The sequence below is a fragment of the Planomonospora sp. ID82291 genome (genome assembly GCF_015711645.1).
Taxonomy (GTDB): Bacteria; Actinomycetota; Actinomycetes; order Streptosporangiales; family Streptosporangiaceae; genus Planomonospora.
The window spans coordinates 161,429-175,254 of record NZ_JABTEX010000005.1 but is presented as its reverse complement, the minus strand read 5'-3'; the positions used below and the strand labels follow the sequence as shown (position 1 = coordinate 175,254).

General features: G+C 73.0%; 12 protein-coding genes. 2 read left to right on the top strand and 10 right to left on the bottom strand.

Features of this window, described 5'->3' with window-relative positions:
* Positions 1-20 precede the first annotated feature (20 nt).
* A complete protein-coding gene (locus HS045_RS28685) occupies positions 21-680 on the bottom strand; it encodes a TrkA family potassium uptake protein (protein ID WP_196454642.1) in 660 nt (219 codons plus the stop codon).
* Positions 680-1,345 carry a TrkA family potassium uptake protein gene (locus HS045_RS28680; RefSeq protein ID WP_196454641.1) on the bottom strand — a complete coding sequence of 222 codons (666 nt, stop codon included), beginning with the start codon at positions 1,343-1,345 and terminating at the stop codon, positions 680-682. Before HS045_RS28680 ends, HS045_RS28685 begins: the two co-directional genes overlap by 1 nt.
* A gap of 116 nt (positions 1,346-1,461) precedes the next feature.
* Between HS045_RS28680 and HS045_RS28675 the strand changes: the two genes are divergently transcribed.
* Entirely contained in the window at positions 1,462-3,504 is a 2,043-nt protein-coding gene (locus tag HS045_RS28675; RefSeq protein WP_196454640.1) for an APC family permease, read from the top strand.
* Between the two features lie 58 nt (positions 3,505-3,562).
* Positions 3,563-4,828, top strand: coding sequence for a class I SAM-dependent RNA methyltransferase (locus HS045_RS28670; RefSeq protein ID WP_196454639.1), 1,266 nt, complete (start codon positions 3,563-3,565; stop codon positions 4,826-4,828).
* Positions 4,829-4,862: 34 nt separating this feature from the next.
* Here the strand turns inward: HS045_RS28670 and HS045_RS28665 are convergent, their stop codons facing one another.
* The 8 genes from HS045_RS28665 to HS045_RS28630 form a co-directional block, all read right to left on the bottom strand.
* Positions 4,863-5,594 (bottom strand): aspartate/glutamate racemase family protein, encoded by a 732-nt coding sequence (locus tag HS045_RS28665; RefSeq protein ID WP_196454638.1) that lies wholly within the window; start codon positions 5,592-5,594, stop codon positions 4,863-4,865.
* Positions 5,595-5,644: 50 nt separating this feature from the next.
* Positions 5,645-6,979, bottom strand: coding sequence for an FAD-binding oxidoreductase (locus tag HS045_RS28660; protein WP_196454637.1), 1,335 nt, complete (start codon positions 6,977-6,979; stop codon positions 5,645-5,647).
* A gap of 11 nt (positions 6,980-6,990) precedes the next feature.
* Positions 6,991-7,866, bottom strand: coding sequence for a family 3 encapsulin nanocompartment shell protein (locus tag HS045_RS28655; protein ID WP_196454636.1), 876 nt, complete (start codon positions 7,864-7,866; stop codon positions 6,991-6,993).
* A 25-nt stretch (positions 7,867-7,891) separates the two neighbouring features.
* The gene (locus HS045_RS28650; RefSeq protein WP_196454635.1) at positions 7,892-8,755 is read right to left on the bottom strand and encodes a class I SAM-dependent methyltransferase; all 864 of its coding nucleotides are present in this window, start codon (positions 8,753-8,755) and stop codon (positions 7,892-7,894) included.
* 103 nt (positions 8,756-8,858) lie between these two features.
* Positions 8,859-9,686, bottom strand: coding sequence for an SDR family NAD(P)-dependent oxidoreductase (locus HS045_RS28645; RefSeq protein WP_196454634.1), 828 nt, complete (start codon positions 9,684-9,686; stop codon positions 8,859-8,861).
* Positions 9,687-9,713: 27 nt separating this feature from the next.
* Complete coding sequence (locus HS045_RS28640; protein ID WP_196454633.1) at positions 9,714-10,685, bottom strand: sulfotransferase; 972 nt, start codon at positions 10,683-10,685, stop codon at positions 9,714-9,716.
* Between the two features lie 12 nt (positions 10,686-10,697).
* A complete protein-coding gene (locus HS045_RS28635) occupies positions 10,698-11,849 on the bottom strand; it encodes an MFS transporter (RefSeq protein ID WP_196454632.1) in 1,152 nt (383 codons plus the stop codon).
* A 62-nt stretch (positions 11,850-11,911) separates the two neighbouring features.
* Positions 11,912-13,264, bottom strand: a complete 1,353-nt coding sequence (locus HS045_RS28630; RefSeq protein WP_307827773.1) for an aminotransferase class I/II-fold pyridoxal phosphate-dependent enzyme — start codon at positions 13,262-13,264, stop codon at positions 11,912-11,914.
* Positions 13,265-13,826: the final 562 nt, after the last annotated feature.

Below are 13,826 nucleotides of genomic sequence, written 5' to 3'. Positions count from 1 at the left end.
GAGGGCGGGCCGTACGGCGCTCAGTGGCGGGACAGGAGCCGGGCCAGTTCCTCCTCGACCTCCTGGCTGGCCACGAACATCAGCTCGTCGCCGGCCTCCAGCGGGTCGTCGGCGCTGGGGACCAGCACCCGGCCCTCGCGCAGGATCGCGACCAGGGCGGTGTCGGCCGGCCACGGCACCGAGCCGGCGCGCTGGCCGACCACCGGGGCGTCCTCGGGAAGGGTCAGCTCGACCAGGTTGGCCTGGCCCTGGCGGAAGGTCATCAGGCGGACCAGGTCGCCGACGCTCACCGCCTCCTCGACCAGCGCGCTGAGCAGGCGCGGGGTGGAGACGGCGACGTCCACGCCCCAGGACTCGTTGAACAGCCACTCGTTCTTCGGGTGGTTGATCCGGGCGACCACGCGCGGCACGCCGTACTCGGTCTTGGCCAGGAGCGAGACGACGAGGTTGACCTTGTCGTCCCCGCTGGCGGCGACGACGACGTGGCAGTCGGACAGCCCCGCCTCGTCCAGGGCGGAGATCTCGCAGGCGTCGGCGAGCAGCCACTCCGCCCGCGGCACCGAGTCGATCTTGATGGCCTTCGGGTCGACGTCGATGAGCAGGACCTGGTGGCCGTTCTCCAGGAGCTCGGCGGCGATGGAGCGGCCGACGGCCCCGGCGCCCGCGATGGTGACACGCATCAGTGCTCCTCCTCCGGCGCGGCGGACAGCACCTTGTTGATGCGGTCCATGTCGCTTCCGGCCGCCATGACGTGCAGGATGTCGCCCTCCTGGACCATGGAGTCGTGCCGGGGCAGCAGGGTCTCGCCCATGCGGTTGACGAACGCCAGGCGGGTCCCGGCGGCCTCCTCCAGGTCCCTGGTCCGGGTGCCGACCCAGCCGGGGTGGTAGGCCACCTCGGCCAGCACGATCGTCCCGGTGGGGTCGCGCCAGAGCGGCTCGGCGCCCTCGGGCAGCACCCGGCGGAGGATCTGGTCGGCGGTCCAGCGGACCGTGGCGACGGTGGGGATGCCCAGCCGCTGGTAGACCTCGGCCCGGCGGGAGTCGTAGATGCGGGCCACCACGTTGTCGACGCCGAACGTCTCGCGCGCGACCCGGGCGGAGATGACGTTGGAGTTGTCGCCGCTGCTCACCGCCACGTAGGCGCCGGCCGACTCGATGCCGGCCTCCTCCAGGACGTCGCGGTCGAAACCGATCCCGGTGACCCGCCGCCCGCGGAACCCGGCCCGCAGGCGGCGGAACGCCTGCGGGTCCCGGTCGATGATCGCGACCGAGTGGCCGCCGTCCTCCAGGATGTGCGCCAGGGTGGAGCCCACCCGGCCGCACCCCATGATCACAATATGCATGCTCCCCCGCCGATCGGCTCGAGGCGGATCTCGTCTCCGGTGTACCCCGCCAGTATGGCCCGCTCCGGGGGCGTCGCGTGAGGGGAGGGAGCCGGAGGGGGCTAGCATCGTCAGACGTGCCGAAAGCGACGGACCTAACTAAACGCCTGTTCATCGGGCGTGCACTGCGCAGTACGCAGTTGCACGAGCAACTGCTGCCCAAGCGTATCGCGTTGCCGGTCTTCGCCAGCGACGCGCTCTCCTCGGTGGCCTACGCCCCGCAGGAGATCCTCGTCATCCTCTCCTTGGCCGGCCTGTCGTTCTACAACTTCAGCCCCTGGGTCGCGGGCGGCGTGGTGGTGGTGATGCTGACGGTCGTCGCCTCCTACCGGCAGAACGTGCACGCCTACCCCAGCGGGGGCGGCGACTACGAGGTGGCCACCGTCAACCTCGGCCGGAACGCGGGCCTCACCGTCGCCAGCGCGCTCATGGTCGACTACGTCCTGACGGTCGCGGTCTCGGTGGCCAACGGCGTCGACTACGTCGGCGCGACGATCCCGTACGTCGCGACGCACAAACCGCTGGTCGCGATCCTCATCGTCGCCGTGCTCACGCTGGTGAACCTGCGCGGCATCCGCGAGTCCGGCGTGGCCTTCGCCGTCCCCACCTACGCGTTCATGGCGGCGGTCTTCGTCATGGTGGGCTACGGCTTCTTCCGGCTGTTCGTCCTCGGCGACGAGCTGCGCGCGCCCACCGCGGGCTACCAGATCGTCGCCGAGCAGACCAACCTCACCTCCTTCGCCGCGGCCTTCCTGATCCTGCGCGCGTTCTCCTCCGGCTGCGCCGCGCTGACCGGCGTCGAGGCGATCAGCAACGGCGTGCCCGCCTTCCGCAAGCCCAAGAGCCGCAACGCGGCCAGGACGCTGCTGATGATGGGCGTGATCTCGGTGACCATGTTCACCGGCATCATCACGCTGGGACTGGCCTCCGGGGTCAAGGTCGCCGAACCCGCCTACGCCCACCGCGACGTGATCATCAACGGCCACCCGGCGGGGTTCGACTACCACCAGCAGCCGATCATCGCGCAGGTGTCCGAGGCGGTCTTCGGCAGCGGTTCGCCGCTGTTCTTCGCCATCTCCGGGGTCACCGCGCTGATCCTGTTCCTGGCCGCGAACACCGCCTTCAACGGCTTCCCGGTGCTCGGCTCGATCCTCGCCCAGGACCGCTTCCTGCCCCGCCAGCTGCACACCCGGGGCGACCGGCTGGCCTTCTCCAACGGCATCCTCATCCTGGCGGCCGGGGCCTGCCTGCTGCTGTGGGGCTTCCAGGCCGACGTCAGCCGCCTGCTGAACCTCTACATCGTCGGGGTCTTCGTCTCCTTCACCCTCAGCCAGATCGGCATGGTCCGGCACTGGACCCGGGAGATGCGGACGCAGACCGAGCTGAAGGCCCGGCTGCACATGCAGCGCTCGCGGATGATCAACTTCTTCGGCGGCGTCATGACCGGCCTGGTGCTGGTGGTCGTGCTGCTGACCAAGTTCACCCACGGAGCGTGGATCGTCTGCGTGGCGATGCCGGTGCTGTTCGCGATGATGAAGGGCATCCACCGCCACTACGAGAAGGTGGCCCGGGAGCTGGCCGTCGACGAGGACTCCCAGCTCGACGAGTCGATGCTGCCGGCGCGCAACCACGCGGTCGTGCTCGTCTCCAAGATCCACAAGCCGACCCTGCGCGCCCTCGCCTACGCCCGCGCCACCCGGCCCTCGACGCTGGAGGCGGTCACCGTGGGGGTGGAGGGCGCGGAGGCCCGCGCGCTGCAGGAGGAGTGGGAGCGGCGGGGCATCCCGGTGCCGCTGAAGACGCTCGACTCGCCCTACCGCGAGATCACCCGGCCGATCCTGGAGTACGTGCGCTCGCGGCGCCGGCGCTCCCCGCGGGACGTGGTGAGCGTCTACATCCCCGAGTACGTCGTCGGCAGCTGGTGGGAGCACATCCTGCACAACCAGAGCGCGCTGCGGCTCAAGGGCCGCCTGCTCTTCCAGCCCGGCGTGATGGTCATCAGCGTGCCCTGGCAGCTGCACTCCTCCGACCGGCTCAAGGCCCGCCCCGAGCCCTTCGCGGCCGGTGCGGTGCGCCGGCCCCGGCGCAAGGCGGCCCGGCACGACGACGGTACGGCATAACCTTGCGGATGGCTCTGCGACGCAGGGGAGGCTCCACGAGGACGGACGGGACGGGGACATGGGGACGACGGCGATCGAACTGACGGTGGGACCGGTGGCGCACGGCGGCTGGTGCGTGGCCCGCCACGAGGGCCGGGTGGTCTTCGTCCGGCACGCCCTGCCCGGCGAGCGCGTGCTCGCCGAGGTCACCGAGGAGACGGCCCGGTTCCTGCGGGCCGACGCCGTGGAGGTCCTCGACGCCTCCCCCGACCGGGTGGTCCCGCCCTGCCCCTTCGCCGGTCCCGGCCGCTGCGGCGGCTGCGACTGGCAGCACGCCTCCCTGGAGGCGCAGCGCCGGCTGAAGACCGACGTGGTGGCCGAGCAGCTGCGCCGGCTGGCCGGGATCGAGTGGACGGGGAGCGTCGAGGAGGTCCCGGGCGCCCCCGACGGCCTGGGCTGGCGCACCCGCGTGCAGTTCGCCGCGGACCGCGACGGCGTGCTCGGCCTGCGCCGCCACCGCTCCCACGACATCCAGCACGTGGACGCCTGCCTGATCGCCCACCCCGAGGTGGAGAACGTCGGCGCCGAGGTGATGAACTGGCGGGGCGCCTCCTCGGTCGAGGTCATCGCCTCCTCCACGGGGGACCAGGCCGTCGTGGTGGCGCCCAGGCCGCGCCGTACGGTGGCCGTGCCCGACCTCGACGAGAGCGTGGCCGTCTTCGTCGACGAGGGCAAGGGCCGCTCCCGGTCGGTCCACGGGCCGGGCCACCTGACGGAGAAGGTCGGCGACCGCGCGTTCCGCATCACCGGCAGCGGTTTCTGGCAGGTCCACCCGAGCGCCGCCGCCACCCTGAACGCGGTCGTCATGGAGTTCGCCGACCCGAAGCCGGGAGAATGGGCCCTCGACCTCTACTGCGGCGTCGGCCTGTTCGCCGCCGGTCTGGCGGAGGCGGTCGGTCCCGACGGGGCGGTGTTCGGCGTCGAGTCCGAGACCGTCGCCGTCCGCGACGCCGAGCGCAACCTGCGCGACCTGCCGCAGGCGCGCTTCGCCCGGGGGTACGTGGAGAGCGCCCTGGACCGCCACCGCATCGAGAAGGCCGACCTGGTCGTCGTCGACCCGCCCCGGGCGGGCCTGGGCAGGGAGGTCGTCGACCGCGTCGCCGGCCTGGAGGCCTCCCGGATCGTCTACGTCTCCTGCGACCCCGCCACGCTCGCCCGCGACCTGGCCTGGTTCGCCGAGCGCGGCTACCGCCTGGCCGGGCTGCGCGCCTTCGACGCCTTCCCGATGACCCACCACGTCGAGTCGGTGGCGCTGCTGGTCCCCGGGGCGGCCCGGCCGGCGTGAGCGGGGCGGCCCGGCCGCGCCGGGCCCGGCGCGGTCAGGCCGCCCCGCGGCCGGTGAAGGGGCGGCGCGTCAGGCCGCGGTGGACGGTCTCCGTGAGCGTCACGATGTCGAAGACCGGCACGCCGAGGCGTTCCTGGATCGCGTGCGCGAAGGGCACCAGGTCGGTGCACTCGATGACGAGCGCCCCCAGGTCGGGGTTCTCCCGCGCGAGGTGCTCGGCCCGGCCGAGCACCTCGCGCTCCAGGCGGCCGACGTCGAGCTCGGAGCGCCGCCCTTCGAGCATGACCTCGCAGAACTCCGGCTGCTCCTCCATCCCGGCGACGCAGACCGGTACGTGCCCGGCTCCGACCGCCTCCAGGTGGCGCGCCGTCAGGGAGGGCGCCCGGGCGACCAGCAGCCCGACCTTCCGGTCCGACCGGATCATCCGGTGGACCATGGGCAGCTGGATCAGGCTGGAGGAGTAGAGCGGGACCCCGACCGCGTCGGCCAGCTCCCGCTGGAAGACGGCGAGGAAACCGCAGGCGCCGGTGATCGCCGCGGCGCCCCGCGCCTCCAGTTCCCTGGCCCCGCGGACGAACGGTCCGAGCAGGCCCGGATCGGCCCGGTTCACCAGCAGCTCCGGGGTCGCCTCCTTCACCACGGTGTAGATGACGGGGAAGTCGAAGGTCGCCGGGTTGCGGATGTGCCCCGGGATCTTGGTGAACGAGGTGTCGAGGCCGAGGACGCCGATCACGGCCTCCCCTGCGCGCTCCGCGCGGTTCTCCATGGTCTCCGCTCCTTCTCTCCGTGGGCCCGCCGCCCTTTCGGCGGGCGCGTCTACCGGACCGCCGCGTCGCGCCGCCGGAGCCGGCGGGAGGACCGCCCGCCGTACCGGGAGAGGCGGAAGGGCCAGGGGTCGGTGTCGGGCCGCTCTCCGGTGACGATCTGGGCGAGCAGCCGGCCGCCGGCCGGGGCCAGGCCCATCCCGATGTGCCCGTGGCCGCAGGCGACGGAGAGGTTGCGGTAGGCGTCGGCGCGGCCCAGGAAGGGGATGCTGTCGGGGGTGCAGGGGCGGAAGCCGCTCCAGGTCTCGACGGTCTCGGTCCGCTCCAGGCCGGGCAGGTAGGCCTGGACGGTCCGCAGGATGCCGTCCACCCGGCGGCGGGGGACCGCGGCGTCCAGGCCGGACAGCTCCAGGACGCCGCCGAAGCGGAGCCGGTCGCCGAGCGGCGCGATCGCGATCTTCCCCTCGCCCAGCATGAGCGGCCGCCGGGGCGCGTTGCGCGGCGCCCGGACGGTGACGGAGTAGCCCTTGGCGGGCTGGAGCCTGAGCCCGACGCCCAGTTCGCGGGCGCACTGCGCCGACCACGTTCCGGCGGCGATGACCACCTCGCCGGGGGTGAAGTCCCCGCGGGTCGTCCGTACCCGCGCGACCCTCCGGCCGGCGCGCTCGAATCCGGTGACCTCGGCCTCCTCGTGGATCTCGACGCCCATGCCGCGCAGCGTCCGGGCGAACCCGACGACGAAGTCGGGGACGCGCAGGTAGGCGCCCTCCTCGTTGTACAGGGCGCCGCAGATGTCGAATTCGACCTCCGGTTCGAGCGCGCGCAGCTCCGCCGGTTCGAGGACGCGCAGCGGCACACCGCCGGCGACCGCCTGGGGCACGGCCCGGCTCGCCTTCTCCAGTCCCTGCGCCGTCTTGAACGCCAGCACCATGCCCTGCTCCCTGAAGGCGGGGGCCAGGTCGCCGGACGCGCAGAGCCCGCGCAGGATGTCGAGGCTGCGCTTCTTCATGTCGATCAGCACGCCGAAGGCGGCCCGCGCGTCCCGCTCGTTGCAGGCGCGGCGGAAGGTCCACAGCCAGCGGAGCAGCTCGGCGTCCCAGCGCGGCCTGAGGTGGAAGGGGCTCTCCGGGTCCAGCAGCCAGCGCAGCCCCTGGGCCGGCACGCCGGGCTCGGCCAGGGGCGCCGCGCCGTGGGTGCCGACGAAACCGGTGTTGCCGTAGGAGCAGGACAGCGGCCCGCCCACCGGGCCGCGCTCCACCACGGTCACGTGGACCCCGGCGAGGCGCAGGTGGTAGGCGCAGAACAGGCCGACGATGCCCCCGCCGATGACGAGGACGTCGGGATCGCGCCGCGCGGGCGTCGCGGGCGGGAAAGGCATCGTCGGCATGCGCCGCCCTCCTACAGGCTCACGATGAAGAAGTTGGTCGGGAGGTTGACCACGACGCGTTCGTAGATCTCCGCCATGAGCGCGATGCCCGGTTCGGCGAAGGTCCCCGGGGGCGGCTCGGCGAAGCGGATCACCGAGCGCCCGGCGTCGAACAGCATGGCGCCGTGCCCGAAGTCGCCGACGATGGCGGTCCCCGGGTCGACCAGGCGCGTCCGCACGATGAAGACGCCGTTGCGCTCCAGGTCGTCCATCAGGCGGCCCCGGCCCATGAACGTGTAGTAGTCGACGGGGTTGATGATCAGGCCGTCGGCCGTGCCGCCCATCTGCTCGGCCTCGTTGCACGCCGCGAGGATCGTCGAGCCGAACGGCCCCTTCGACGTGATGCGCGCGATCTCCGGCATGTTCAGCAGCCCGGCGTCGCCGCGGATGATCGTCTGGTTCTCGGCCGTGCCGAGGCGGACGATCAGCCGGTAGTTGACGAAGGACTCGAACGTCTCGGGGTCCTCCCACAGACCGGGCGGGACCTGGACCCAGGCGGTGGTGGGGAGCAGCTCCGGGACCGGCGACATGTGGAAGCGGCTCGCCGCCTCACGCCGCAGGTCGGCGTCCTCGACCTGCGGGTCGCCGGGCCGGGGCGGGCTCTCGTGCCAGTAGGACCTCCTCGGGTCCCGGGAGAGGTCGACGATCTTCAGCATGTTCCGCGCCGGGTAGCGCGGCTTGCGCCGCGAGCTCGTCAGGGAGTCGGTGATCGTCACGTCGTACTCGACGGAGGCCTCGAGTCCCTTGACGGCGCAGGCCTCGACGAACATCCGGCCCGGTGACATCTGCGTGCTGCGTTCGGCGACGACCTCGGCCATCGTCCGCTTGATCCCGTCTGTCCGCTGCATGGCTTCCTCGCTCGTCTGGTCGGTGCTACGGCCTGGCCCGGTCCCGCTTGCGGGCGACGAACATGCCCCAGCCGAACTCCTCGTGGTCGATGGCGATCTGGATCTCCGCGCAGGACTCGGCGAAGGCCAGCATCCAGTCCCGGGCCGCGGGGTCGGCCGCCGTCTCGGCCCGCTCCCGCGCCGTCGCGCCGAGCACGCGGTAGGTCTGCCGGATGTGGCTCTCCAGGTTGCGGGCGAGGACGATCTCGAAGCCCGCCTCCTCCAGGGCCGACTGGTAGCCCACGAGGGAGTACCCGCCGTTCCACTTCACGCGGTCGTAGACGTGCCTGCGGGCGCGCTCGCCGATCTCCTTCTTCGGCTGGAGGAAGTCGGAGAAGGCGAAGACGCCGCCGGGCCTGAGCACGCGGTAGGCCTCGCTGTGGCTGCGCGGCTTGTCCGGCACGAGGCACAGGGCGTCCTGGCTGACGACGTGGGTGAAGGTGTCGTCGGCGTAGGGCATCCGCGTCGCCGAGCCGTGGCGGAAGACGACGTCGAGCGGGTCCCGCCGGTCCTCCTCGGCCAGCTTCTCCCTGGCGAACGCGATGCGCTCCTCGCTCAGGTCCAGCCCCTCGCCGCGGCAGCCGAACCGCCGGGCCAGGTGGATCATGAAGTTGCCGCAGCCGCATCCCACGTCGAGCACGTAGGACGAGCCGTCGATCCCGGCGTCCGCCGCCAGCACCTCCGACGTCCGCTCCGAGGCCGCGCGGTAGTCGTCGTCGGCGTCGTCGCCGGAGAAGTACCCGGTGTGCAGGACGCCGTCGTCGTCCCAGAAGCTCAGGTAGGTCTTCAGGGTCCGGTCGAAGAACTCCCTGACGTCCTTCTCCGTGTACACATGGCCGGTCACCGACATCACAGGCTCCTTCTCGTCTCTCCCGCCGGTCTCCCCGCCGGGAGCCGCCGCGGTCGTCGTCGTGGTGGTAGTGGTGGTCGTCGTGGTCGTCGTCAGCTGGTCGTCAGGTGTAGGTGTCCCTGTGCGCCGCCGCCAGGTGCGGCAGCTCCGTCCCGCTCACCGAGGCGCCGCCGTCGAGCAGGTGGACCTGGCCGGTGACGAAGGAGGCCCGTTCGCCGGCGAGGAAGGCCGCGACGGCGGCGAACTCCTCGGGGCGGGCGATACGGCCCAGCGCGTTGTGGCCGCCCATGGCGCGCAGCGGGGCCTCGACGTCGCCGTCCCCGGCGAGCCGCGCCGCCGCGCGCTCCACCATCGGGGTACGGGTCGCCCCGGGCGCCAGCACGTTGACGGTGATGCCGTCGCGGCCGACCTCCGCGGCCAGGGACTGCGCGAAGCGCACGATGGCGGCGCGCGTCACGCCGGAGAGCGCCAGCCGGGCGACGGGGACGCTCGCGGTCTCCGAGGCGACGAAGAGCAGCCTGCCCCATCCCGCGGCCCGCAGGTGCGGCAGCGCCGCCAGGGCCAGGCCGACCGCGGGCAGGAGCACCCCGTCGACGGCCTGCCGGTAGTCCTCGGGGCCGAACTGCCCGGCCGTGCCGATCGGCGGACCGCCGCCGCTGACCAGGACGATGTGCAGCGCGCCCAGGTCGGCGGCGACCTCGTCGACCCAGCGGCGCGCCGCCTCCGGATCGGTGATGTCGACGCGCCGGGCGTCGACCCGCCCGCGCGCCACCTCCTTGAGGTCGCGTTCGGCGGTCGCGAGCCGGTCGCGGTCGCGGGCGCCGATCGCCACGTGCGCGCCCTCCGCCGCCAGTTCCCTGGCGGCGGCGAGGCCGAGGCCGCTCGATCCGCCGGCGACGAGCGCGACCTTGCCGGTGAGTCCGAGGTCCACTCCTGCTCCTCTCTCCGCCCGGGGGCGCTAGCGCTTCCCGGCGGACGGCGTCGCGGCCCGGACCCGCCCGGTGCGGAGCGTGCCGCCGTAGCGGTAGCCGTAGCGCCGGAAGAGCGGCCACGAGAGCGCCGCCGCGGTCAGTCGGGCGCGCACCGGCAGAGCGGTCCGCCACGTGTCGTCCCGGTCCCGGATGACGGTGGTGCCGGTGCGGAAGCGGTCCGGGTTGCCGGTGACGGTGTGGTTGGTGTGCAGATCGACCGTCCGGCCCCGCACCGGATTGCCGGCCGGGTCCTCGCCGCACAGCCGCAGCAGCATGTCGATCGTGCCGGCCGGATCGGCGATGAACTCCTCGTAGCGCAGGAAGACCGAGCGCTCCCGGTGGCGCCGGACGATGGCCTGCGAGGCCAGGTTGAACCCGTGCCAGTAGGCCGTGCTCGTGCCGGCGGGCATGACGTAGCAGTACTCCTTGGGCAGGCTCCACGACTGGGCGACCGCCCGGGGGTCGCGCACCAGGTGGACGTAGTAGGGCGTCACCCCCTCCAGGTACGGCAGCAGGGCGGCCTCGCCGGGGATCTTCGTGCTGTCCACCAGCACCCGCGCGCCCGTCAGGTCGGCGACGGCGCGGTAGGTCCGGGTCATCAGGGCGGCGTGCTCGCGGATCTCCGCGCCGTGCAGCCCCCGGCCGAGCACGCGCCAGGTGTGCCGGGTCCGGACGCAGGCGCGCTGCCGGCGGACGACGGTCGCGGCGTGGGCCTCGGCGGAGACCCCGGCGGGCCGGCCGAGCGGCAGGATCTCCGACCACAGGGGGCACTCGGTCAGCGCCAGGCCGCAGCCGCACGAGTCGTTCGCCCCCCGGCCCGCGGCGTTCTTCCACAGGAAGTGCAGCTCCCCGACGTGGAAGACCCCGGGGACCTCGTTGAGGACGTTGCCGATGATGGTGCTGCCGTTGCGGCACCAGCCGGTGATGCAGAGGATCTTGAGCGGAGGTGCGTCGTCCATGCTGCTCCCATCTCAGTTCACGGCGGCCGGCCGCGCGTCCGGCCGCCGGACGCAGAGCGCCACGGACACGGCCGCCGCCGCGCACACGGCGCCCACGACGAATACGGCGGGATAGCCCAGAGCCGTCGCGGCCAGCCCGGTCACCGGCCCCCAGACGCTGACCCCCAGGTCCCAGAAGGAGGTGTAGGCGCCGATCGCCGCCCCCTGCTCCGACGGGCCGGCCCGGTTCATCACCATCAGGGCGAGCGACGGGTGCAGCAGCGAGAACCCGACCCCCATGACCACGCTGCCGAGCACGGCGACCGGCAGGTTCGGCGCCACCGCGATGATCAGCAGGCCGACGGCCTCGCCGGCGCCGGACCAGGCCGTCACCCGGCGCGGCCCGAACCGGTCCGGCAGGTGGCCGATGAACAGCCGCGTGCCGGCGTAGACGGCGCTGAAGCAGCTGAGCACGACCACGCCCGCGTGGACGCCGCGGGCCTGCAGGTGCAGGACGACGAAGGCGGCGAGGCCGGCGTACCCGGCGGAGGCCAGCCCGAGCGCCACTCCCGGCAGCACCGCGGGACGCGGCAGCAGGGCGTGCAGCCCGCCTCCGCCTCCGGACGGCCCGGCGGGGAGGGCGGTGCGGACCGCGCTCACCAGCGCGAGGGCGACGAGCGGGGCGGCGGCGGACAGGGCCCAGACCGCGCCGTAGCCGAGGGGGAGCAGCGCCGCGCCGAGGAAGGTCCCGGCCGAGATCCCGCCCCACATGCTGACGCCGTACAGCCCGATCAGCTGCCCGCGCCGGTGGTGCGGGGCGAGGGAGACCGTCCAGACGGCGCCCGCGGTGAAGAGCGACGCCTCGCCGACGCCGAGCAGCAGCCGGACGGCGACGAGACCGGGCAGCCCGAGCGGCAGGAAGTAGAGCGCGCCGCCGGCGGCGACGGCCAGCGCGCCCGCCTGCATGACGCGCCGGTGGCCGTACCGGTCCGCCAGGTGGCCGGCGACGGGCCGGACGAGCAGTGCGGTGAGCGCCGTCGCCGTGACCACCAGGCCCACGGTGAAGCCGGTGGCGCCGAACCTCTCCCGCACGAAGACCGGGAGCACCGGGATCGCCGCGGTGAGGCCCACGTACCCGCAGAAGAGCCCCCCGAAGATCCCGATGAACGCGAGACGCGGGATCACCTCACCGCCCCGGGGGTCCCCGGCGTCCCCCGAGGCGGCTTCGGAGGTCTCCCCGGGAGCCGTCACCGCCGCCGCCCGGCGGGGGCGGTCGTCCCGGCCGCCGGGGCCGGGCGGCGGTCCGCTCCCATCGCGGCGGCCACCTTGCGGACCGCCCGGATCAGCTGGTCGCAGTCCTCCGTCGAGAGGCCGGAGGAGAGCGGGACGTCGACCGCCTCCGCCAGGTACCGGGCGGTGCCGGGCAGCAGGGCCTTGATCGAGGAGACCTCGGCGCCGCCGAACAGGAACCGCCAGTTCCAGAAGGCCCGCACGTTGGCGTCCTCGTCGGAGCCGAGGTTGCGTGCGTCGATGCCCTCGCGGCAGAGCGCGTGCGCGAACCACTTCGCGTCCCCGCCCGGCACCCGGAAGATGAACGCCTCGCCGAGGCAGGCGCCGGGTGCCACCGGCCGCCGGATCGCGATCCCGGGCAGGTCCGCGAGCGCCGCCGCGACGTAGGCGTGGTTGCTCCGGAAGCATTTCAGCCGGATCGGCAGCCGCTCCAGTTCGGCGCGGAGCAGGGCCGCGCGGATCTCGTCCATGCGGAAGCTGAGCAGAGGCAGGTCGAGGTCGGTGTCGATCGGCGGGTCGCCGTCCGGGAAGTGCCGCCGGAAGCGTCCCTCGTAGGCGCCCGAGAGCACGACGGCCCGGGCGAAGAGGACGCTGTCGTCGGTGATCAGGAAGCCGCCCTCGCCGCAGTTGAGCGACTTGTCGGACTGGGTGCTGAACGCGCCCGCGAGGCCGAAGGTGCCGAGTTTGCGGCCGTTCAGCTCGGCGCCGAGCGCCGGCACGGCGTCTTCGAACACCGGGACGCCCATCTCGGCGGCGAAGCGCGTCAGGCTCTCCATGTCGGAGGCGAACCCGCGCATGTGGACCACCACGATCGCCTTGATCTCCGGGGTCCACCGGCGGCGCAGGTCGGCCAGGTCCAGGTGCAGGTCCTCGTCCACCTCCACCAGGAAGGGCCGGCATCCGGCGAGCAGGATGGCGCTGGGCGTGGCGGCGAAGGTGAAGCCGGGGCAGGCGACCAGGGAGCCCGGCGGGATCCGCGCCGCCATGATGGCGAGCGCGATCGCCGCGGTGCCGCTCGACACGGCCAGCGCGTGCCTGCTGCCGAAATAGCGGCGCAGGTCCTCCTCCAGCCTGCCGCATTCGGTCTCGTGCTGGGCGCGGTGGTCGTAACGGAAATAGAGATGGCTGCGAATGGCGCGCAGCGCCGCCTCCTCGTCCTCGGGATGGATGAAGACGGCCCCTTTGTCATAGGTCGGCCACGGCGTGCGCCGGACGGGATTCCCGCCGTGTACGGCGAGCAGTGAATCGCCGGCCTCCCCGGCCTCCTGCGGCAGCCGGTCCGGCATCGGCCGTTCCTTCTTCCTGTCCACCGTCGGGCTCCTCGTCGTCGGCGTGCGGGTTCTTCGTCGGTGTGCCGGGTCGGGGCACGGCGGTGCCGCCCCGGCGCCGCCGCGGTCTCGGTGGCGGGGGTGCGGATCATGGTGGCGGCGGACGGTGCGTCCGCCGGATGCCCAGCTCAGGGATGGTGCGGATGCCGGGCCGCGGTGCGGCCGGAGGTCAGGGCGGCGTACGGATCCAGGGCAACGCGGCACCTTCCTGTGCCCGGGCGGCGGGCGTGTCGGGAACGACGTCGGCGATCATCCGAGAGCGGGGGAGGGCCGGGGTTCGGAGGGTCCGACGGCCCTGGCGCCCGCCTGGAGAGCCTGGCGGGCATATCGGTCTTCGTTGAGGTCCAGTAAAAACCTTCTGAATGTTCTCTAAATGCGTTCACGGTGTCAATAGTCTGAAATATCCCGACATGGCCAATAGGAAAATGCTCATTCTGGAGCGTGCCATCCGGGGTTCTCGCAGATCGGCGCATGCCGCACCGAGATTCGGTCGGTCGGAAATGATTCGTCGTGTCCGGAGAAAGCCCCGGAGGGATCTCCGGTA

Bases quoted from the DNA above. Each gene is read 5' to 3' on its own strand.
- HS045_RS28680 (WP_196454641.1), bottom strand. From the start codon at position 1,345: ATGCATATTGTGATCATGGGGTGCGGCCGGGTGGGCTCCACCCTGGCG.
- HS045_RS28665 (WP_196454638.1), bottom strand. From the start codon at position 5,594: ATGGAGAACCGCGCGGAGCGCGCAGGGGAGGCCGTGATCGGCGTCCTC.
- HS045_RS28660 (WP_196454637.1), bottom strand. From the start codon at position 6,979: ATGCCGACGATGCCTTTCCCGCCCGCGACGCCCGCGCGGCGCGATCCC.
- HS045_RS28655 (WP_196454636.1), bottom strand. From the start codon at position 7,866: ATGCAGCGGACAGACGGGATCAAGCGGACGATGGCCGAGGTCGTCGCC.
- HS045_RS28640 (WP_196454633.1), bottom strand. From the start codon at position 10,685: ATGGACGACGCACCTCCGCTCAAGATCCTCTGCATCACCGGCTGGTGC.
- HS045_RS28650 (WP_196454635.1), bottom strand. From the start codon at position 8,755: ATGTCGGTGACCGGCCATGTGTACACGGAGAAGGACGTCAGGGAGTTC.
- HS045_RS28670 (WP_196454639.1), top strand. From the start codon at position 3,563: ATGGGGACGACGGCGATCGAACTGACGGTGGGACCGGTGGCGCACGGC.
- HS045_RS28685 (WP_196454642.1), bottom strand. From the start codon at position 680: ATGCGTGTCACCATCGCGGGCGCCGGGGCCGTCGGCCGCTCCATCGCC.